General features: G+C 68.8%; 19 protein-coding genes. 1 reads left to right on the forward strand and 18 read right to left on the reverse strand.

The genetic code is table 11. The annotated features are described in order from the left end of the window. Positions 1–333: 333 nt before the first annotated feature. The 18 genes from xylB to WS69_RS23000 all read right to left on the reverse strand — a co-directional run bounded on the left by xylB (position 334) and on the right by WS69_RS23000 (position 18324). Entirely contained in the window at positions 334–1794 is a 1461-nt protein-coding gene (gene xylB / locus WS69_RS22910) for a xylulokinase (protein ID WP_059472968.1), read from the reverse strand. Further along, positions 1791–2735, reverse strand: coding sequence for an AraC family transcriptional regulator (locus WS69_RS22915; protein WP_059472969.1), 945 nt, complete (start codon positions 2733–2735; stop codon positions 1791–1793). Before WS69_RS22915 ends, xylB begins: the two co-directional genes overlap by 4 nt. 36 nt (positions 2736–2771) lie before the next feature. Then, entirely contained in the window at positions 2772–3995 is a 1224-nt protein-coding gene (locus tag WS69_RS22920) for an ABC transporter ATP-binding protein (protein ID WP_059472970.1), read from the reverse strand. A 3-nt stretch (positions 3996–3998) separates the two neighbouring features. Then, positions 3999–5033 (reverse strand): NAD(P)-dependent alcohol dehydrogenase, encoded by a 1035-nt coding sequence (locus WS69_RS22925; protein ID WP_059472971.1) that lies wholly within the window; start codon positions 5031–5033, stop codon positions 3999–4001. Positions 5034–5043: 10 nt separating this feature from the next. Then, positions 5044–5856, reverse strand: a complete 813-nt coding sequence (locus WS69_RS22930; protein ID WP_059472972.1) for a carbohydrate ABC transporter permease — start codon at positions 5854–5856, stop codon at positions 5044–5046. Then, a complete protein-coding gene (locus WS69_RS22935) occupies positions 5844–6722 on the reverse strand; it encodes a carbohydrate ABC transporter permease (protein WP_059472973.1) in 879 nt (292 codons plus the stop codon). The genes WS69_RS22930 and WS69_RS22935 overlap by 13 nt, the downstream gene beginning before the upstream one ends. Positions 6723–6800: 78 nt before the next feature. After that, positions 6801–8075 carry an ABC transporter substrate-binding protein gene (locus WS69_RS22940; protein WP_082716399.1) on the reverse strand — a complete coding sequence of 425 codons (1275 nt, stop codon included), beginning with the start codon at positions 8073–8075 and terminating at the stop codon, positions 6801–6803. A gap of 517 nt (positions 8076–8592) precedes the next feature. Next, complete coding sequence (locus WS69_RS35340) at positions 8593–9780, reverse strand: lytic transglycosylase domain-containing protein (protein WP_331457988.1); 1188 nt, start codon at positions 9778–9780, stop codon at positions 8593–8595. After that, positions 9713–10834: an EscU/YscU/HrcU family type III secretion system export apparatus switch protein gene (locus tag WS69_RS22955; RefSeq protein WP_059472975.1), complete on the reverse strand. Its 1122-nt coding sequence runs from the start codon at positions 10832–10834 to the stop codon at positions 9713–9715. Before WS69_RS22955 ends, WS69_RS35340 begins: the two co-directional genes overlap by 68 nt. Next, a complete protein-coding gene (sctT, locus tag WS69_RS22960) occupies positions 10831–11613 on the reverse strand; it encodes a type III secretion system export apparatus subunit SctT (RefSeq protein ID WP_059472976.1) in 783 nt (260 codons plus the stop codon). Before sctT ends, WS69_RS22955 begins: the two co-directional genes overlap by 4 nt. A gap of 10 nt (positions 11614–11623) precedes the next feature. Then, complete coding sequence (locus tag WS69_RS22965) at positions 11624–11893, reverse strand: EscS/YscS/HrcS family type III secretion system export apparatus protein (RefSeq protein ID WP_059472977.1); 270 nt, start codon at positions 11891–11893, stop codon at positions 11624–11626. Positions 11894–11912: 19 nt separating this feature from the next. After that, entirely contained in the window at positions 11913–12563 is a 651-nt protein-coding gene (gene sctR / locus WS69_RS22970; protein ID WP_059472978.1) for a type III secretion system export apparatus subunit SctR, read from the reverse strand. 78 nt (positions 12564–12641) lie between these two features. Further along, complete coding sequence (sctQ, locus tag WS69_RS22975) at positions 12642–13772, reverse strand: type III secretion system cytoplasmic ring protein SctQ (RefSeq protein WP_059472979.1); 1131 nt, start codon at positions 13770–13772, stop codon at positions 12642–12644. Continuing rightward, positions 13753–14259, reverse strand: a complete 507-nt coding sequence (locus WS69_RS22980) for a hypothetical protein (RefSeq protein ID WP_059472980.1) — start codon at positions 14257–14259, stop codon at positions 13753–13755. The genes sctQ and WS69_RS22980 overlap by 20 nt, the downstream gene beginning before the upstream one ends. 4 nt (positions 14260–14263) lie before the next feature. Continuing rightward, positions 14264–14647: a hypothetical protein gene (locus WS69_RS22985; RefSeq protein ID WP_059472981.1), complete on the reverse strand. Its 384-nt coding sequence runs from the start codon at positions 14645–14647 to the stop codon at positions 14264–14266. Next, positions 14620–15957 carry an EscN/YscN/HrcN family type III secretion system ATPase gene (locus WS69_RS22990; RefSeq protein ID WP_059472982.1) on the reverse strand — a complete coding sequence of 446 codons (1338 nt, stop codon included), beginning with the start codon at positions 15955–15957 and terminating at the stop codon, positions 14620–14622. The genes WS69_RS22985 and WS69_RS22990 overlap by 28 nt, the downstream gene beginning before the upstream one ends. Then, positions 15944–18037 (reverse strand): EscV/YscV/HrcV family type III secretion system export apparatus protein, encoded by a 2094-nt coding sequence (locus tag WS69_RS22995; protein ID WP_059472983.1) that lies wholly within the window; start codon positions 18035–18037, stop codon positions 15944–15946. The genes WS69_RS22990 and WS69_RS22995 overlap by 14 nt, the downstream gene beginning before the upstream one ends. Further along, complete coding sequence (locus WS69_RS23000) at positions 18034–18324, reverse strand: secretion protein (protein WP_010121059.1); 291 nt, start codon at positions 18322–18324, stop codon at positions 18034–18036. Before WS69_RS23000 ends, WS69_RS22995 begins: the two co-directional genes overlap by 4 nt. 258 nt (positions 18325–18582) lie before the next feature. On the opposite strand from WS69_RS23000, the gene WS69_RS23005 reads away from it, so the two are divergent. Then, positions 18583–21354 carry a two component system sensor kinase gene (locus WS69_RS23005; protein WP_059472984.1) on the forward strand — a complete coding sequence of 924 codons (2772 nt, stop codon included), beginning with the start codon at positions 18583–18585 and terminating at the stop codon, positions 21352–21354. The last annotated feature ends 6 nt before the right edge of the window (positions 21355–21360 follow it).

Consider the following 21360-nt stretch of genomic DNA (forward strand, 5'->3'; position numbering starts at 1 on the left):
GCGGTAAAGTTCATAACACCCTCGAGGCATCGAGGCATCGAGGCATCGCGACCGCGAGTCGACTCGGGCAGCCAAAGTCACTTTCCGCCCGCCCCATGAGCCCCCGCCCACCGACGCCCACGCAGGCTACACGCCAGCGATGCATCGTTCTTTTCGGCCGCTCGTGAAAGAAAGACCAACCGAGCCCCGCCAGCTTGACAGGCGCGTGGCGAAGGCATCCAGCAGACGATACGCCGCGCGGAGTCAAACGAAGGCGTTCGTTCGCGCGCACGGACGCGACGTAACCTGACCCGGCGGCCGGCCGTACACAGACCATCGAAGGCCTTCGCGTCGCTAAGCGACAAATTCGCCCTTCAACGCCCGATACAGCCGCCGATACCGCGCAAGCCGCGCGCCGAGCCAATCCGCCGACGCCGGATCGGGCCGATATGTCTCCGCGATCGCCGGCGCGACGCACACGTCGTCGATCGCATCGCGCGTCGCCGCGAGCCGTGCAAGCCGCGCCGCGCCGAGCGCCGCGCCCACCGCGCCGCTCGCGTGCCGATGCATCGCGAGCCCCGTTGCGTTCGCGCACAGCCGCGCCCAGAACGCGCTCTTCGACCCGCCGCCGATGAACGATGCGTCGTCGAGCGTCGTGCCGGCGTGGCGCAGCGCCGCGTAGCCGTCCGCCATCGCGAACGCGACGCCTTCCATCACCGCGTACGCGAGATCGCCCGCGCGATGCTCGCTCGCGAGTCCGAAGAACACGCCGCGCGCGTTCGCGTCGTTGTGCGGCGTGCGCTCGCCGCTCAGGTACGGCAAGAAGAGCGGCGCGCGCGCCGCATCCGCGCGTTCGGCGAGCGCGGGCAGCATGTCGATGGCGACGTCGCGGGTCTTCGCGAACCAGTCGAGGCTCGCCGCCGCCGACAGGATCACGCTCATCTGATGCCAGCGCGCCGGCAGACAATGGCAGAACGCGTGCACGCCGTCGCCGGGATTCGGCGCGAAGCGGTCGTTGCCGGCGAACAGCACGCCCGACGTGCCGAGCGACAGGAATCCGCTGCCCGCGTTCGCGACGCCCATGCCGATCGCGCTCGCCGCGTTGTCGCCCGCGCCGCCCGCGATCGCGACGGGGCCGGCCACGCCCCAGTCGCGCCGCAGCGCGTCGCGCAATTGCCCGGCGGCCGCGCTGCCTTCGACGAGGCGCGGCATCTGCTCGCGCGACAGCTCGGTCGCGGCGAGCATCCGCTCGGACCAGTCGCGCCGGCCGACGTCGAGCCACAGCGTGCCGGACGCGTCCGACAGGTCGGACACGAATTCGCCGGACAGCCGCCACGCGACGTAGTCCTTCGGCAGCAGCACCTTGTGCGCGGCGCGGAACACCGCGGGCTCGTATTTCGCAAGCCACAGCAGCTTCGGCGCGGTGAAGCCCGGCATCGCCATGTTGCCGGTGATCGCGCGCGATTCGGGGACGAGCGCCTCGAGCTCGACGCATTCGGCCGCGGCGCGCGTGTCGTTCCACAGGATCGCGGGGCGCAGCACCTGTCCCGCGCGATCGAGCAGCGTCGCGCCGTGCATCTGGCCGGACAGGCCGATCCCGCGCAACGCGGCGAAGCCGCGCGGATGCGCGGCGCGCACGGCGGCGATCGCGTCGAGCGTCGCGTGCCACCAGGCCTGCGGGCTTTGTTCGGACCAGTGCGGATGCGGGCGGTCGACGGCGAGCGGCGCGCCGCCGGCGGCGAGCGGCGCGGAATCGGCGTCGGTGAGGATCGCCTTGACTTCGGACGTACCGAGATCGATGCCGAGAAAGGTCACGGGTGGAGGCTCCGGTGCGAGTGGGAGACAGCGCGCGCGTCCGGCAGCGGCGCGGCGGGCGCGGCCGAGGGAGCGTGCGGTTCGTTCAGCCGGTGCAGCGCGCGGAATCGGGACGGCGGCATGCCTTTCATCGCGAGGAACTGCCGGTTGAAGTTCGACAGGTTGTTGAAGCCGACCCGATAGCAGATGTCGGTGACGCTCAATGCGGAGAGCATCAGCAGCTCGCACGCCTCGTTGATCCGCAGCCGGTTCAGGTACTGGACGAACGTCGAGCCGGTATGGCGGCGGAAGAAGCGCGTGAACGTGCTGATGCTCATGCCGGCGAATTCGGCGACATCGGTCTCGCGCAGCGCGCCGGGCAGGTTCTGCCGCAGGTACGCGAGCACCTGGTTGATCGTCGACGACATGTAGTGCTGCGCATCGATCCGGTAGCCGGGGCCGGCGAGCGTGCGGCGCTCGGCGCACGACGACAGCCGGTCGAACAGCGACATCAGCACCTCGATGCGCCGGCAGCCGTGCGCGCTCGCCAGCTCGAGCATCAGCGGCGCGGCCGCCGCGCCGACGTCATCCGGAAACTGCACGCCGCGCGACGCGTCGTCGATCAGATCGAGCACCGGCTGCAACTCGGCGAACGCGGCAACCATCTTCTCGACTGCGTCGCGCGAGAACTGCAGCACGACGTCGCGCGACGGCACGCGCTCGCCGGGGCCGAGCTCGCTGATCCAGTTGTGCGGCAGGTTCGGCCCCGTGACGACGAGATTGCCGGGCGCGAAATCGCCGATGTAGTCGCCGATGAAGCACTTGCCGTGCGACGCCTGAATCAGGTGGATTTCGTACTCCGGATGGAAATGCCACTTCGCGACCGTGTGCGGATAGTCGTGCACCCACGCGCGGAACGACTCGTCGCGGCGGGTGGGGACGATTTCCAGGTCTGGATTCATGTCTCGCTCCTGCGGGTGCGGCTCGGCGGCCGTCGTTCAAGCGCGCGACATCGACAGGGTGCGCGGCGTGTCCGGCGGCAGCCGCGTCGCGGCCTCGGGCCGCGCGGCGTCGGCCGGCGCGCCGGCGTCGGGCAGCATCACGTTGCGCTCGGTGGAGGCGTCGAACAGATGCAGGTCGCGCTCGTCGAACGTGAACGTTACCACGGCGCCGAGCTTGGGGGCGGCCGACGCCGGCACGAGCGCCGCGAACGGCGCGCCGTTCCAGTCGAAGGTGACGAGCGCCTCGGCGCCGAGCAGCTCGACGAGTTCGACGCGGCCTTCGAGCGCGAGCGCGCCCGGCGTATCCGGCAGGCCGGACATGCCCGGCGCGCCCGCGCGCTCCGTGGACGCGATGCGCAGGTAGTTCGGCCGGATCGCGAGCTTCACGCGCCGGCCGTCGGCAAGGCCGGCGAAGCGGCGTTCCGCGAGCGGCCAGCGCACGCCGCCCGTCGCGAGCGTGACGCCGCCGTCGGCGCGCTCGATCGCGCCGTCCGCGAAGTTCATCGCCGGCGTGCCGACGAAGCCCGCCGCGAACACCGTGTGCGGGCAGCCGTACAGCTCGGCCGGCGTGCCGAGCTGCTCGATGCGCCCGCCGCGCATCAGCACGACGCGGTCCGCGAGCGTCATCGCTTCGAGCTGGTCGTGCGTCACGTACAGCGTCGTCGTCTTGAGGCGCTGATGGAGCCGCTTGATGTCGCCGCGCAATTGCGCGCGCAGCTTCGCGTCGAGGTTCGACAGCGGCTCGTCGAACAGGAACACGTCGGGCGTCTTGATCATCGCGCGCGCGATCGCCGCGCGCTGCTGCTGGCCGCCCGACATCGCGCGCGGCTTGCGGTCGAGGAGCGCGTCGAGGCTCAGCACCCGCGCGACGTCGCGCACGCGCCGGTCGATCTCGGCCGCCGGCGCCTTCAGGCGGCGCAGCCCGAACGCGATGTTGTCGTACACCGTCATGTGCGGGTACAGCGCGTAGTTCTGGAACACCATCGCGACGTTGCGCTCGCGCGCCGGCAACGCGTTGACGACGGCTTCGCCGATCGCGAGCTCGCCGCCCGTGATCGCCTCGAGCCCCGCGATCATCCGCAGCATCGTCGATTTGCCGCAGCCCGACGGGCCGAGCAGCACGATGAACTCGCCGTCGCCGATCTCGAGATCGAGCGGATGCAGGACGGGCGGGCCGCCGTCGTAGCGCTTCGTCAAACTTCTGCAGACGATCTGTGCCATGGCTCAATCCATTTCGATCTGAATCTTCACGTCGTGCGGATGCCCGCTCGCCGCTTCCTCGAATGCGCGCAGGCCGTCCGAGAACGGGAACGTGCGCGAGATGAACGGCTTCACGTCGATCGCGCCGGACGCGATCAGCGCGAGCGCGCGCGGGAAGACGTTCGCATAGCGGAACACCGACTCGATCCGCGCTTCCTTCGCCTGCAACGCGACGACGTCGAGCGGCACCGGATCGAGCGGCATCCCAATCAGCACGAGGCAGCCGTTCGGGCATAGCAGGTCGATGACGCCCGCATAGGCGTTCGCGTTGCCGCTCGCTTCGAACACGACGTCCGCGCCCCAGCCGTCGGTCGCGTGCACGACCGCGTCGGCGAGCGACTGCGTGCTCGCGTCGACGGTCGTCACCGCGCGGTTCGACGCGAACAGCGACAGCTTCTCCTTGACGACGTCGGCGAGGATCACGCGCGCGGCGCCGCCCGCGAGCGCGGCGAGCGCCGTCATTGCGCCGATCGTCCCCGCGCCGATCACGACCGCGATGTCGCCCGGCTTCATCGCCGCCTTTTTCGCGGCCTGCAGCCCGATCGACAGCGGCTCGACGATCGCGCCTTCGGCGAACGACACGTTGTCCGGCAGCCGGTACGTGAACGACGCCGGATGCACGACGTAGGGCGTGAGGCAGCCGTGCACGGGCGGCGTCGCCCAGAAGCGCACCGACGGATCGAGGTTGTAGAGGCCGCGCAGCGTCGCCTTCGAATCGAGGCGCGGAATGCCGGGCTCCATGCAGACGCGGTCGCCGACGCGCAGGTACGTGACGTCGCGCCCGACCTCGACGACCGTGCCCGATGCTTCGTGGCCGAGCACCATCGGCGCATCGACCCTGAACGGGCCGATGCCGCCGTGCATGTAATAGTGGACGTCGCTGCCGCAGACGCCGACGGTATGGACGCGGATCTTGACGTCGGCCGGACCGACGTCGAGCGGCAGGTCGATGTCGCGCAGCGCGAGCTCGCGCGCCTGTTCGAGTACGAGGGCTTTCAACGGATTCTCCTTATTTGCCTTTGAGCATCGAGTTCAGCAGCCGGCTCAGCATGCCGACGAAGACGAGGGGCGGCAGCGCGAGCAGCACGGTGGATGCGTTGATCACGCCCCACGGCACTTCCTGGCCGAGCGACGTGAACGCGGACGCGACGACGGGCAGCGTCGCGCTCCTCGACGACGTGAGCGCGAGCGCGATCATCAGCTCGTTCCAGACGAGCACGAAGCTGAACACGACGCCGCCCAGGAGCGTGCTCGCGCAGACGGGCAGTGCGACGCGCCAGAACACCGCGTACGGCCCGCAGCCGTCGAGCTCGGCCGCTTCCTCGATCTCGCGCGGCAGCCGGCGGAACACCGGGATCGACAGCCACGTGATCGTCGACAGCGTGACGAGCAGGTACGTGACGATCATCGACAGCTTCGTGTCGTAGAGCCCGAGGTCGACCCAGATCGCGATCAGCGGGATCGCGACCGCGACGGGCGGCAGGAAGCGCAGCGACAGCAGGAAGAACTGGATGTCGCGCTTGCCGCGCACCGGATGGCGCGCGATCGCATACGCGGCCGGCACGCCGAAGAGCGCGCCGAGCGCGACGGCCGCGCCGACGATCGCGAGGCTGTTGCCGAGGCCGATCAGCACTTCGGGGCTCGACAGCACCTGCCGGTAGTTGTCGAGCGTCGGCGTGAAGATAAAGCGCGGCGTCGGCGTGACGATGTCGAGCAGATGCTTCAGCGAATTGAGAAACGCCCAGAACAGCGGAAACACGGCGACGAGCGCGATCGCGCCGCCGATCGCGACAGTGCCGCCGCGCGCAATCAGTCGTCCCATTTGTTGACCCGTTTCCAGATGAACGTGAACACGAGCGTCGTGGCGACCATCATCAGCACCGCCATGCTCGATGCGTACGAGACCTTGCCCGACAGCCCGATGCCTTGCGCGTACGCGTACATGTCGAGCGTCTCGGTCGCGATGCCGGGGCCGCCTTTCGTCATCACGTAGATGAGGTCGAACGAGCGCAGCGATTCGACCATCTTGATGAACACGAGGCTCATGATCGGCGCCTTCAGCATCGGCAGCGCGATGTACGCGTAGACCTGCCACGTCGACGCGTAGTCGAGCCGCGCCGCTTCGAGCGGCTCGGGCGGAAGCGTCTCCAGGAGCTTCAGGACCACGACGGAGAAGAAGAGGCCCCATTGCCAGACGTCGACGAGCGCGACCGCGAAGAGCGCGAGATGCGGATCGGCGAGGAACGCGGCGCTCGATACGCCGAGCGCGCCGAGCAGCCAGCTCGAGATGCCCGTGAGCGGCGCGTACATGAACTTCCAGATGAACGCGGCCGACACGCGCGGCAGCAGCACCGGCATGATCAGGATCAGCACCGCGAGGTTGCGCGCGCGGCCGTGCACGCGCTCGAACAGAAAGACCGCGAGCACGATGCCGACGGCGACCGCGCCCGCGACCGTGACGACCTCCCACAGCGCCGACACTTCGATCGCGTTCAGGAAGCGCCGGTCGGACATGAGCCGCGCGAAGTTGCGCAGTCCGACGTAATCGCTGTCGGTGTAGCGCAGCACGCGGTTTTTCAGCGCGAGGTTGACGGCCGCGATCGTCGGCACGAGGCCGAGCACCGCCATCAGTGCGAGCGGCGGGCCGAGGAAGAGCCAGGGCAGGCTCGTCTTGCCACGATTGAACATGAAGGACTCCGGCGAAGAGGGCGATGCGGGGCGGGCGGCGAGGCGCGGCGGCGGCGTTGCAGCGCCGCCGCGCGGCCGTCACTTGCGCGACCCGTGCTCCATCGCGTCCTTCGCGTACTGGACGGCGTCGTCGAGCGCGCCCTGCACGTCGGTCTGCGTGCCCGTAAAGATTTCCTCGAGCGCGATGCCGAGGTTGTCGCCGATGTCGGGCCATTGCGGCGTCGCCCAGATCGTCGCCTTCGTCACCGGGTTCGTGTCATTCAGGCCGGACAGGATCTGCGGCTTCACGTGCTGCCTGAAGTAGTCGCTGCCGATCGTGCTCGTGCGGTTGTAGTCGCTGAACACGCCGTTGCGCAGCCGCGCCTGTTCCTGGTCCTTGCTCGTCGCCCACGCGATGAAGCGGCCCGCCGCCTGCCGCGTGCAGTCGTCCTTCGCGCCGACCGACGAGATCGCGAGCCCGTGCCCGTACGCAGCCGACGGCAGCGGCGCGGGCGGCCTCACGTAGCCGACCTTGCCGGCGACGCTCGACTTGCCCGGATCTTCCATCCAGTCGGCGAACGGCGTCGATTCGATCATGAACGCGACCTTGCCCGAGCGGAACGCTTCGAGTGCGTTGCTCCAGTCGTAGGTCGCGGCGCCGGGCGGCGCGTACTTGAAGAGATCGCGGTAGCGCTGCGTCGCCTGCACGGCGGCGGACGAATTGAACGCGGGCTGCCCGTGCTTGTCGGTCCACGCGCCGCCTTGCGCGAGCATGAACGGCGCCCAGCGCCACACGTTCATTCCCGAGCCGCGCTGGCCGCGCGCGACCCAGCCGTACAGCTTCGGCGGCGCGTTCAGCTTCCTGATCGCAGCGACCAGCTCGTCGACCGTCTTCGGCACCGGAATGTGCGCGGCGTCGAGGAGGTCGCGGCGGTAGAACAGGAAATCGCCGCCGCCGATGAGCGGCGCGAAGTACGCGACGCCCTTGTAGCTCGCGACCGCGCGGCGGCCGGGCAGAAAGTCGTCGTAGTCGTATTCCTTCGGGTAGTACTTGAGGAGCGGGGCGATCCAGCCGGCCGACGCGAATTCGGCGACGTTCGCCTCGTCGACGTAGTAGATCTGATACGAGCCCGCGCCCGTCGACGCGTCGAGCCGCGATTTCGCGCGGCGGTCGTTCTCGCCGAAGTAGCTGATCTCGATTTTCGTGCCGCTCTTTTTCTCGTAATCGGACAGCGACTTCTCCATCACCGTCAGACCGAGGCTCTTCTGCGCGAGCACCCTGAGCGTCGGCGCCTTGCAGACCTGCGCCGCCGCGGCGGCCGGCAGGCAGGCGGCGATCAGCGCGCCCGCGGCCAGAAATCGCAACTTGTTCACCCGTGTCTCCTTGATCGTATTTGTCGTCCGTCGTGCAGGCAGGGCCGACGGCAGGAGGAACTGTAGTGATTCGCGACGCCTGTTCACTACGTCAAAAGAAACCGGTTGCCGATACTTTTTGCTCACGGTGGGCGCTGCGCCGCACAATTTGTGTCAGTCCGCACGGCGGGCGTCCGAGGGCGCGGAGCAAGGGCGGCAGACGCTGTTCTTGCGTCACCGCCGCTCGGGAAACCCGATCGCATGATTGGCGGCTGTCGAGCGGCTGTCGGGCTGCCTTCGGCGGTCGTATCGACGCGCGTTCCGGCCGCGATGCTCGCTGTCCGCTCGTGCGATGTCCGGCGGCTTCGCGCTGCGATACGACGATCGCCGCCGGCGCATTCCCTTGCAGTCGCTACGATGCCGGCCGAAGCACGGCGCAGCATCCTTCGAGTGCATTCGACGCGCCGTTCGATGACATATCGAGCCGGCGCACGAGCGAACCGCGCCGTGAATGCGGAGGCGGGGCGCGCGAATCGCGTCACCGGAGGCGAGGCTCGGGCGTCGACAACAGCATTCCGCCGAGTTTCGCGAGCAGCTCGCCTGCGGTGAGGCGGGGCGACGCCCGGGATGCCGTCGGCGCGCGAAACGCCGTTTGCGCGGCTGCGCGCGGCTCGCCGTCGAATCGCGTATCGTCCGGCGGCGAGCATGCGCCCCGGTAGCACGCGAGCACCTGGCGCACGTATGCCTGCGTTTCCCGATAGGGCGGAATCCGGTCGCGGTACTTGCGTACGGCGCCTTCGCCGGCGTTGTACGCGGCGAGCGCGAGCGTCAGGTCGTCGTCGAATTCGCCGAGCAGCCATTTCAGATAGGTCGCGCCGGCGCGCAGATTCGCGTGCGGATCGCGCAGGTCGCGAAAGCCGAAGCGCGCGCTGGTCGCCGGAATCACCTGCATCAAGCCGGTCGCGCCCTTCGGCGACACCGCGTTCGCGTCGTAGCCGGACTCGACGCGGATCATCGCGTGCAACAGCTTTGCGTCGAGACCGAATTCGCGGGCGACCGAGGCGACGAGCGTGTCGTAGCGCGTCGATCGCGGTGTGGCGGATGTGGCGGCGGGTGTCGCGGCAGGAACGACGTTCGCGGGCGACAGTGGGTTGGAAGAAGTCGATGCCGATGCCGGAGTCGGAGTCGGAATCGGAGCCGAAGCCGAAGTCGAAGTCGAAGTCGAAGTCGAAGTCGAAGTCGAAGTCGAAGTCGAAGTCGAAGTCGAAGTCGAAGTCGATGGCGATGGCGGATTCGGATTCGAAGCCGACCGCGGAGTCGAAGTCCCCGCCGTTGCAGCCGCCTCCGTATCCGCCGTCTCGTCGTCGGACGCAGCCGCGCGCACGGACGTGTGTGCGCCCGCACCCGGATCGTCCCGCTCGGCAGACGGCGTCGTCGCCGTCACGGACGACGGCGCGAATGCCGCGAGCGCCGTCGATCCGATACCCGCTCGATCACTTCCAGCCGCAGCCGACTCGTCGACATAAGGCGTCCAGACGAGCGTCGCGGGCGGCTCCTGCGCGTTCGCGCCCTGCGCGGCCGTCAGGCCGGCGATCGCGAACGCCGCCGCCCGCGCCGCGCACGCCGCCCACGATGCGGCCCGCAGAAGCGAACGCATCTCAACGGCCGGCGTCATCGCGTGGAGGACGCGCACCGTCATCTTGTGCGTGTTCATCGTGGTCCTCATCGCGCACGCCGTCTTCGTCGTAGCGCAACTGCATCGCGACGCGCAGGATGTGCGCAACGGGCTCGAACAGATCGGGCGGGATGCGCTGCCCGACGTCGAGCCGGTTCGCGAGCGCACGCGCGAGCGGCACGTTCTCGACGACGGGCACGCGCTCGCGCTCGGCGAGCGCGACGATGTGCAGCGCCATCCTGCCGCGGCCGATCTCGAGCACCTCGGGCAACGGCGTCTCGTCGCGCTGGTAATAAAGGCACACCGCGACGTGCGTCGGATTGCGCACGACGACCGTCGATTTCGCGACGTTCGCGGCAAGGCTGCCGCTTTGCACTTCGCGATGGATTTCGCGGCGCTTGTGCTTGATCTCCGGGTTGCCTTCCGAATTCTTGAACTCCTGCTTGATGTCTTCCAGCGACATCATCAACTGCTTCGTCGTGTTGTAACGCTGGAACGCGAAGTCGGCGATGCCGAACACGACGTAGAAGCCGATGAGCGCGGCCCACATCCAGTACAGCAATTGCGTGCTGACCGCGAGCCCGCATTCGACGCTGCAAAGCGGCAGGAACTGCAGCGAAGGCGCGTACTGGCGGATCAGATAGAAGAAGATCGCGGACAGCACGCCGACCTTGAACAGTGACTTCGCGAACTCGAACAGGCTTTTCAGCGAGAACATCTGCTTCAGGTTCGCGAGCGGATTGATCTTGTCGAGCGACGGCTTGAGCGCTTCGACGGCAAGCAGCGGGCCGATCTGCGCGATCGCGGCGACGACCGTCATCGCGATCACGAGCGCCGCCATGCCGAGCGTGAAGCGGATCAGCACGGCGGCGAGCGCGCGCATCCAGCGCGCGGTCGCCGCGGCGAAATCGTCGTTGACGACGGCAATCGACACGTCGACGAGCGCTTCGAACGCCTGCAACAGATGCGCGCCCTCGAACAAGAAATAGCCGAGCAGCACCGCGAGCTGGACGCCGCTCGTGATCTCGACGCTCTTCGCGACCTGGCCTTTCTTGCGTGCGTCCGCGAGTTTTTTCGCGGTCGGCTTCTCGGTCTTCTCGCTCATCTCAGCATGCCGGCGAGCTGAGCGATGCGCTCGGGCAATCGCGAGATTTCGGCAAGCGGCAGCCGGAACGCGAAGCTCGCGCACATGACGAGCAGCAGCAGTGCGAACGCGCTCTTGATCGGCATCGACAGGAAGAACACGTTCAGTTGCTGCGCGGAGCGGTTGACGAGGCCGAGCGCCATGTCGACGAGCAGGATCGCCGCGAGCGCCGGCATCGCGAAGCGCAGGCACAGGTCGACCATCAGCTGCCACTGCTGCGCGAAGAACGCGAGCGCGTCGGGGCCGAAGCACAGCGGCGCGCCGGGCGGCAGCGTCACGTACGATGCGTAGATCGTCTCGATCAGCGTGTTGAAGCCGCCCGACACGAGAAAGAGCAGCGTGAACACTTGCGAGAACACCATCCCGAACGGCGACGACTGCGCGCCGAGCAGCGGATTGAGCACGCTCGCCATCGACGCGCCGCGCGTCGTGTCGATCAGGAATCCTGCCATGTCGAGCGCCCAGAACGGGATCGCCGCGCAAAAGCCGATCAGCGCGCCGACGCACAGCTCGCCGAGCGCGAGCCGCAGATAAGGCGGCGCGCCGCCGGCCGCGGGCGAGAACGCGGGCCATGCGTCGTGAACCGGCAGCACCGGCAGCGCGATCATCAGCACGAGCGCGTTGCGCACGAGCGAGCCGCCGAGCGTGCCCGGCGTGAACACCGGCACGATCATCAGCGCGCCGAACGGGCGCAGCATCGCAATCGCGACGATCGGCAGCCAATGGATGAGTGTTTGCATGCCGATGTCTCTACGATCTCATCCGGCCGATCTGATCGAAGCTCCGCAACGTGTAGTTGACGAGCACGTCGCCCATCCAGTGATAGGTCGCGGCGAGCGTGACGGCGACCGCGAGCAGCTTGATGAGGAACTGGATCGTCTGGTCCTGGACCTGCGTGAGCGCCTGCACGAGGCTCACCAGAATGCCGACGACCGATGCGACGACAACGACGGGCAGTGACAGCAGCAGCACGAGCCACATCATCTGCGCGGCGAGCTGGGTGATGACGGCTTCGCTCATCGCGGCCGCGCACGCGGCGTCATGAGAACGACAGGAGAAGCTGGCCGATCAGCTTCTCCCAGCCGTGGATCAGCACGAAGACGAGCAGCTTGAGCGGCAGCGCGATCGTCATCGGAGACACCATCATCATGCCCATCGCGAGCAGCACGTTCGACACGATCAGATCGATCGCGATGAACGGCAGGAACAGCAGCAGGCCGATCTTGAATGCTTCGATCAACTGACTGACGGTGAACGCGGGCAGCAGCACGATCAGCGAGTCGTCGGGAATCCGGTTGCGGTATGGCTCGGGCCAGGTCCGGCGGCCGACGTCCGCGAAAAAGCGGACCTGGTCCGGCGCGGTGTTGCGCTCGAGAAACGCGCGATACGGCGCGAGGATCGTCATTTCGGCTTGCTGCGCGAAGTCCTTGGCGTCGATCCTGACCGGATGCTCGGCGAGGTTGTCCTGAATCGCGAGCCCGACGGGCGCCATGACGAACATCGTCAGCACGAGCGCGAGCCCGTGCAATGCGATGTTCGGCGGAATCTGCTGCGTGCCGAGTGCGTTGCGCAGCAGCGCGAACACCACGGACAGCTTGAGGAACGACGTGCCCAGCACCACGAGAAGCGGCAGGATCGACAGGGCGAACAGCACGGCGATCAACTGGAGGGGCTGGTCGAAAAGGTTCATCCACGAATCCGGAAAGGCCGATACGCCGCGCATTATCGGTACGCGGGGCGGACCGACCCATCCGGCCGACACCTGAAGTCACGCCTGCAGCAGATACTCGATGCGCACCGCGAGGCGGCCGCCGACGTCGAGCAGCGTGCCGCGCGCGAACGGCTTGCCGGCGACTTGCAGCGTGACGAGGCCGTCGGGCTGCGCGGGGCCGTCGAGCACGTCGCCCGCTCGCAGGCTCGCGAGCCGGGCGAGCGGCACGTCGATCGTCGCGACCTGCGCGACGACGCGCGCGTGCGCGTCGAGCCGCAGCGGCTGCGTGCCGGGCGTGCCGGGCGTACCGGGTGTGCCGGGCGTACCGGGTGTACCGGGTGTACCGGGTGTACCGGGTGTACCGGGTGTACCGGGCGCATCGGGCGCATCGGGCGCATCGGGCGTGCCGAGCGCGACAGAAGGGGCGACGTCGACATCGACGTCGAGCCAGTCATCGAACGTATCCATCGTCGTTCCAATCGTGTAAGGGCCGGTCCGGCAGCCGAGAACGGTCGCGAGCGGGCGATCGGCGAACAGCGCGAGCTCGCCGTCGGCGGCCGCGTACGCGTGTTGCAGCAGCAGCGCGTCGCCGGGCTGCACGCGCGCGAGCGTCGCCGCGCCGACGCTGCTCCAGCCGGCCGCGAGCGCGAGCCTGACGGCGGGCATCGCGGCGCGACAGTCGGGCGGCGAACCGGACGGCGAATCATGCGGCGGGTCCGCCAGCAATGGTTCGAGCCGGTCGGCGAGCCGTTCGAGCCACGCAAGCGGCGCGTCGACGATGCGCATGTCGAGCGACGCATGCTCGCGCTCGATGCCGAGCGACCATGCGGGCTCGACCGGGCACGCCCCGCATTCGATCGCATCGGCATGCAGCCACACGACGCCGAACGACGCGAGATCCGGCTCGATGCACGCGCAGGTCCACGCGGCGAGTGCGCCGCGCAGTTCGACGGGCACCGCGTCCCAATCCGGCACGCTCAGCACGGGCTCGATCCAGCGGCACCAGGGCGCGGCGTCGACCCACAGGCGCACGGGGCCGTCGCTCGTGCGGGCCGACACGATCAGCCCGCTGCCGCCCGCGCGGCGAAAGCGCAGCGTGAGTGCGCCGGCGTCCAGCGCGAGCCGCCGGCCGGCGCCGACTGCGCGCAGTAGCGCGCCCGTCGCGCGATCAATCGGTATCGGTCGCATCGGACCACTCCAGCGTGACGGGTTGCGCGAACCGCGCGGCGAGCGCCGCTTCGAGCGGGCCGCGCATTCGTAGCGCGTGCGCGCGGCGGCCGGCGTCGGCCAACGCCGAATCGAGCGCGACGACGAGCGCGCCGCCCGCGAAGCGCGCGCGCAGCGTGAGCCCGGCGAGCGGGCCGTTGGCGATGCGCAGCGTCAGCATGTTGGACGGCGACGGCCGCGAGGCGGCGGGCGCTTTGCCGGGCGGCGCGCCCGCATCGGCCGGCTGCGCGCGCCGGGCTCGCGCGCGTGGGCCGTCGGCCGCGTCGTTTTCCGATGCGTCGCCGGCGCGCGCGCGGTGCGGCGGCGTATCGCCCGGCTGCGCGTCGAGCCAGGCGGAAAACGCATCGGCCGCCTGTTCCGCGTCGCCGCCGGCGGGCGCGAGCGAATCGTGCGATCCGCATGATTCACGGAGTCGCGCGCCGGTCGTCATCGTTTTCACTGCGGACATCGTTTCATTCCAGCAACGCGTTCAGTTTTTCCTGATCGACGAGCGCCCTGCGCAACTGCTCGAGCTGGCCGTCGCGTTCGAGCCGCAGCGCCTGCCACTGCGCGTCGACCGCCTCGATGCGGTCGGCGAGCGTCTGGTCGCGCTGATGAAAGCCGGCGAGCTCGCGCTTGAGCGCCTGCAGCGACGCGTAGTCGTGCACCGCATCGGTGTCCGCGCGCTCGCGCCAGTCGACCCAGAGTGCGCGGCGCGCTTCGAGCAGGCTCGCCTTGCTCGAGAGGAGCGCCGCTTCCTGTTGCTCGAGCATCGCGAGCATGCTGCGTATGCTGCGCTCGCGACGCTTCTTGATCGTCACGAGCGTGGTCAGCGTTGACCGTCCACCGTTGTCCATAACTGATCGATCGTCTGTTCAAAAGTGTTTTTCTCCGTCACCGGCTGGCACAGGAAGCGGCGGATCGCGTCGCGGCGCGCGAGCGCGTCGTCGGCTTCCGGATCGCGTCCCGGCTGATATTCGCCGACCCGCACGAGCAGCTCGATGTCGCGATAGACGGCGTCGAGCCGCCGAAGCCGCGCGGCGAGCGCCAGGTGACGCGCATCGGCGATCTGGGTCATCACGCGGCTCACGCTCGCGCCGACGTCGATCGCCGGATAGTGGTTCGCCTGCGCGAGCTTGCGCGACAGCACGATGTGGCCGTCGAGGATCGACCGGACTTCGTCGGCGACGGGCTCGTTCATGTCGTCGCCTTCGACGAGCACCGTGTAGAGCCCCGTGATGCTGCCCGTTGCCGCCGGCCCCGCGCGCTCGAGCAGGCGCGGCAGCCGAGCGAAGCAGCTCGGCGGATAGCTGCCGGCCGCGGGCTTTTCGCCGGCCGCGAGGCCGATCTCGCGCGCCGCGCGCGCGAAGCGCGTCAGCGAATCCATCATCAGCAGCACGTCGCCGCCTTGGTCGCGAAAGTGCTCGGCGATCGCGGTCGCCGTGTACGCCGCCTTCAGTCGCTCGAGCGCGGGGCGATCGGACGTCGACACGACGACGACCGCCCGTGCGCGCGCTTCCGGCGTCAGCGTGTGTTCGAGAAACTCGCGCACCTCGCGGCCGCGCTCGCCGATCAACGCGAGCACGGTGACGTCGGCGAGGCTGCCGTCGCAGATCATCCCGAGCAGCGTGCTCTTGCCGCCGCCCGCCGCCGCGAAGATGCCGATCCGCTGGCCGCGCCCGCACGTGAGCACGCCGTCGATCGCGCGCACGCCGAGCGGCAGCGGCGTGTCGATGACGGCGCGCGTGAGCGGATCGGGCGCCGCGCGATCGAGGTCGACGCGCGTCGCATCGGCGGGAATCGCGGGACCATCGTCGAGCGGCCGGCCGACGCCGTCGACGACGCGCCCGAGCAGAAAATCGCCGACCGCGATCCGGTGCGGCCGCCCGAGCGCGCGCACCGCGCTGCCCGCCGCGATGCCGCGCGGTTCGGCGAACGGCGACAGCAGCGCCGCGTCGCCGTCGACCGCGACGACTTCGGCGTCGATGCCGCTCGGCTCGAGCCGGCACAGATCGCCGAAGCCGACGCCCGGCAGCGTCGCGCGCACGAGCGTCGGACCGATTTCGACGACCCGGCCGAAGCGGAGCCCGGCCTCGGGCGCGACGCCGCGCGGCGCGAGCCGTGCGTCGACGAGCGCGGCGACGCGCGCGCGATCAAGCGGCCGCATCGGCGAGCTCCCTGATCAGGTCGGCGGTGCCGATCACGCGCAGCTCCGCCTCGTCGCCGATTTCCTGAAACGACAGCACGGGCAGCTCGCCGAACTCGCGCTCGACCATCTTGCGAACGAAGCGGCGCACGTCGATCGCGGTGACGAGCACGGTGCGACGCAGGTCGGCGTCGGCGAGCGCCGCCTTCAGGCGCGCGACGATCGCGTGCGTGTGCTCGGGCGCGAGCGACGAATACGAGCCGGCGGCCGTCTGCCGGATCGATTCGCGGACCATCGACTCGATCCGGTCGCCGATCATCCAGCAGTTGATCCACGGCTGTCCGGCGCGATGGCGCGTCGCGATGTGCCGCCGCAGCGCGACGCGCACGTATTCGGCGAGCATCACCGGGTCCTTCTCGCGCGGCGCCCATTCGACGAGCGCCTCGAAGATGCCGCGCAGATCGCGCACCGACACGCGTTCGTCGACGAGCCGCTGCAGCACGTCCGCGATCCGGCCGATCGGCATCTGCCGCTGCACTTCCTTCACGAGCTCCGCATAGCGCGATTCCATCGCGTCCATCAGGAAGCGGGTCTCCTGCACGCCGATGAACTGCGCGGCGTGCCGGTCGATGACGAGCGACACGCAGTGCGCGACGCGCGCCTCGTCGCGATGGACGGTCACGCCGAGCGCGGCGAGCGCGTCCGCATGCGCGGGGTCGATCCATTGAAGCTGCAACTGCGCGAACGGCAGCGGCTCGACGCGCACGCGCTGCGCGACGCTCGCGCCGCGCGCGTCGGCGAGCCATTCGTTCGCCGGCATCGCGAGCGTGAGGACGGGCTCCTGATAGAGCAGGATCTGCACGGCGTCGGCGGCGAGCCCCGCGTCCGCCTGCAGATGGATGTCGGGCAGCGGCAGGCCGAGCTGCTCGAACTTGTGCGCGCGCAGCGCGTCGAGCGCTTCGGCGAGCTTCGACGCGCGCACGGCCGATTCGCCGTGGCGGATCATCAGCGGGATTGCGCCCGGCGTCATCGCGAAGCCCGCCTGGCCGCCCGCGTGGCCCGCGAGCGCGCCCGCCGACGCGGCCCCGCCGTGCGCGGCGGCGCCGATGCCCGTCGCGGCCGCGCCGCGCTTCGCGCGTCGGCGCAGATGCCATGCACAGCCGAACACGAACGCGGCGAGCGCGACGAAGTAGACGACCGGAAAACCGGGCAGCAGCGCGAACACGAGCAGCACCGACGCGGCGAGCCAGAGCGCCTGCGGCTGCCTGCCGATCTGCTCGGTGAGATCGGCGGCGAGCGGCTGGCGCGTGTCGCCCGGCACGCGCGTGACGATGATGCCCGCGGTGATCGAGATCAGCAGCGCGGGAATCTGGCTGATGAGGCCGTCGCCGATCGACAGGATTGCGTACGTCGACATCGCCTCGCTCGCGCTCATCCCGTGCATGAACACGCCGACCGCGGCGCCGCCGAGGATGTTGACGAGGATGATGATGATGCCGGCGATCGCATCGCCCTTGACGAACTTCATCGCGCCGTCCATCGCGCCGTAAAGCTGGCTCTCCTTCTGCACGAGGCCGCGCAGCCGGCGCGCTTCGTTCGCGTCGATGGTGCCGGCGCGCATGTCGCCGTCGATGCTCATCTGCTTGCCGGGCATGGCGTCGAGCGAGAAACGCGCGCTCACTTCGGCGACGCGTTCGGAGCCCTTCGTGATGACGATGAACTGGACGATCGTGATGATCACGAACACGATCAGGCCGACGCCGAGATTGCCGCCGGCCGCGAAGCTGCCGAACGTATAGACGATCTCGCCCGCGTCCGCCTGCAGCAGGATGAGCCGCGTCGTGCTGATCGTCAGCGCGAGCCGGTACAGCGTCGTGATCAGCAGCAGCGAAGGGAACACCGAGAATTCGAGCGGATCGCGGATGTACAGCGACATCATCAGCAGGATGATCGACACCATCAGGTTGAATGCGATCATCAGGTCGACGAGGCTCGTCGGCAGCGGCACGATCATCATGAACACCGCGACGAGCAGCAGCACCGCGAGCACGATGTCCTGACGGTCCGCGGCGCGCGCGAGCCACGGCGCGAGCCGTTTCATGCGGCGTCTCCGGCGTGCGCGTCGAGGAGGCGCCGCATGGTCCGGTGGCCCGCGAGCCAGTCGTCGACGCTCGTGTCGCGCGGGAACGCGCAGCTCACGACGAGCTGGCTGCCCGCCGCGAACGCGCGCAACACGAGGCCCTGCATGCGCAGCGGGTCGCAGCGCGCGATGACGCGCATCAGCGCGTCGCGGCGGCGAGCGGCGTCGACTGCGCTCGCAAGCGACAACGTGAGCCGCCCGTCGGCGACTTCGACGAATAGACGCGTGCCCGCATGAGCGAATTCCATTCGCTCGCCGATGCGGGAACAAGGCAGATCGAGGAGGCGTAGCAACTGTTCGAGTCGGCGTTCCGTTTGCAAATCCATGCGGTTCCTTCGTACGCCGAAGATGCGTCGTGATGCGTCGTGATGCGTCGTGAGACAAGGTCGGCACATCTTCCCGAATCGAACCGGCGCGGGGCATACGGTAAAGACCTGAATTGGCCGGCGGGCGAAAAGGCAAAATGCGATAATTGCCGCGCCGATGTTGCGGGGTACACATCAATAATGAGCGCATTGTGGGAGAAGTCGCTGACTGCGCGGATCATGGTGATCCTGAGTTGCGCGATGACAGCCTTCTGGCTGCTGTCCGAATCGATCGGCTTTTATTTTCGATACATCGAGGCGCAAAGAGAGCTGCGCGGCGAGCTGACGTGGCAGCTCGAATCGATCGCGCAGGAGGAAAGCCGCCGCTACGAATACGCGGAGCGCCAGGCGCGGATGCTGATGTCGTGGTGGACCGTGCTCGACGAGCGGATCATCCTGCGCCCGAAGGCGCAGGCATCGGGGCAGCACGCGATCTTCGTGCCGTTCAAGGACGCGAAGGGCAATCGCGAGCTCGTCGAGCGCGCGCGCGAAATCGTCGAAATCTACGGACACGCGGATCCGCGCAACCGGATGGACACGTTCCTGCTGCTGCCGACGGAAGGCATCGTGCTGTTCGAGCCGGAAAGGATGTCGAGGGACGACATGCAGCGCAAGATCGCCGCGCTGTCGACGCTGCGCACGCTGCCGAAGCTGCCCGTCGTCCATTGGGGCGCGGCGATCAAGGATTCGAACGGGATCATCCGCGCGGCGGCCGCCGTCGTCGATCCGAACACGGGCATCATCGCCGGCCAGAATTTGAGGGTCGGCGACTTTCCGGCGATCGCGAAGGACATGGGGCTCGAGGCGCCGCCGCGCTTCGCGCTGCAATCGCAGACGGGCGAGGTGTTCTGGATGGGCGCCGACGTGTCCGCGAAGCCGCCGCCCGCGTTCGTGCTCCCGCCCAAATGCGACCGAACGCACTGGATCCGCCGCGGCGACTACTACGTGATCTGCACGCCGCTGTCCGGCCCGAACTGGCAGGTCGCGGCGATCTACCCGGTCAGCGCGGTCACCGACAAGGCGATGTCGCTGCTGCCGTTGACGACGCGCTGGACCTTCGTCGTGCAGCTCCTGCTGATCGCGTTCGTCTACGTCACGCTGCAGCGGCAGCTCGGCCGGCCGCTACAGCACTTCGTCGACATCATCGACGCGCAGCGCGAAGGCGATCTCGGCCGCCGGCTGCCGACCGGGCGTCGCGACGAGCTGGGCCGGATCGCGAGCGCGTACAACTCGCTGCTCAGCACGGTCAACGCGTATTACAAGACACTCGAAAGCAAGGTGCGCGAACGCACGCGCGAGCTCGCCGAGGCGAAGCGGATCGCCGAATCGGCGAGCCACCGCAAGAGCGAGCACATCGCGAGCATCAGCCACGAGCTGCGCACGCCGCTCAACGGGATCGTCGGCGCACTCGCGCTCTTGAACCGCAGCGCGTTGCAGGCGGAGCAGCGCGATCTCGTGCGCGTCGCGCAGCAGTCTTCGTGCTATCTGCTTGGCATCGTCAACAACGTGCTCGATTTTTCGCGAATCGAAGCCGGTCAGCTCGAACTCGCGAGCGAGCAGACCGATCTGCTCGCGCTGCTCGACCAGGCGATGCTGACGATCCACATCCGCGCGCAGGAGAAGAGCCTCGATCTGCGGACTTTCGTCGCGGCGGACGTGCCGCGGCGCGTATGGCTCGACGGGCTGCGCGTGCGGCAGATCCTGATCAATCTGCTCGGCAACGCGGTGAAGTTCACCGAGCACGGGCACATCCACCTGACCGTCGAGCGCCGCGCCGACATGCTCGCATTCGTCGTCGAGGATACCGGCAAGGGCATTCCGGACGACTATCAAATGGATATCTTCAAGCCGTTCGTGCAAGTGCGCGCGCACGACAGCGGCAACGGGCTCGGCTTGCCGATCGCGTCGCGGCTCGCGAACCTGATGAACGGCGAGATCCTGCTCGACAGCAAGCTCGGCAAGGGCACGCGCTTCACGGTGCTGCTGCCGCTTCAGGCGGACGAGATGGCGCCCGCGCCGCTCGCCGGCACGCTCGTCGCGCCGGCCGCGCTGCACATGCAGATGCGCGTGTGGGGCCTGCAAGTCGAAACGGGCGACAACGCGCTGTTCCCGATACCCGAATCGGGCTATCTGCCAGGCAAGCTCTGGGACAAGGTCGTGCTCGCGCTGCGCGGCGAGGCCGTGCAGGAAGAGGTCGTGCCGAAGGCGATCTGCCCGTGGTCGCTGAAGATCCTCGTCGTCGACGACGTCGCGGTGAATCGCGACATCGTCGGCAAGATGCTGCGCGAGCTCGGACATCGGACGCGCGCGGCCGCGTCGGGCCAGCTCGCGCTGAAGCTCGGGCGCTCGCACGTGTTCGACCTCGTGCTGATGGACGTGCGCATGCCCGAGCTCGACGGGATGGCGACCGCGAAGCGCTGGCGGCACGTCGCCGAAGGCGTGCTCGATCCGGACACGCCGATCGTCGCGCTGACGGCGAACGCATCGCCCGCCGAACACGAGCGCGCGAAGGCGGCGGGGATGAACGGCTATCTGACGAAGCCGGTTTCGCTCGAGCAGCTCGCCGACATGATCAACCAGGTCGCGTCGACGCAGCTCGCACGCGGCGTCGAGCTCACGCCGAACGCGAAGTCGTGCTCGCCGCTGTTCGACCTGAACGATGCGGCGATGCGCGAGAAGCTGCATCAGGCGCTCGTCGATCTGCACCGGCAGATCGACGCCGCATGGCACGCGAGGGATGCCGCATCGATGCTGAACGTGCTGCACGCGCTGAAGGGCTGCGCGGGACAGGGCGGGCTCGATCTCGTGCGCGAGGCGGCCGAGCAGCAGGAGCGTCAGGTGCGCTCGGGCGGCTGGATGAGCGGTCAGGACGTGCGAGACCTGGCGGAGCTGATCTCGATTCAGTTTGCGTGACCGGCG

The sequence above is a fragment of the Burkholderia sp. BDU5 genome, from assembly GCF_001522845.1.
GTDB classification, from domain to species: domain Bacteria; phylum Pseudomonadota; class Gammaproteobacteria; order Burkholderiales; family Burkholderiaceae; genus Burkholderia; species Burkholderia mayonis.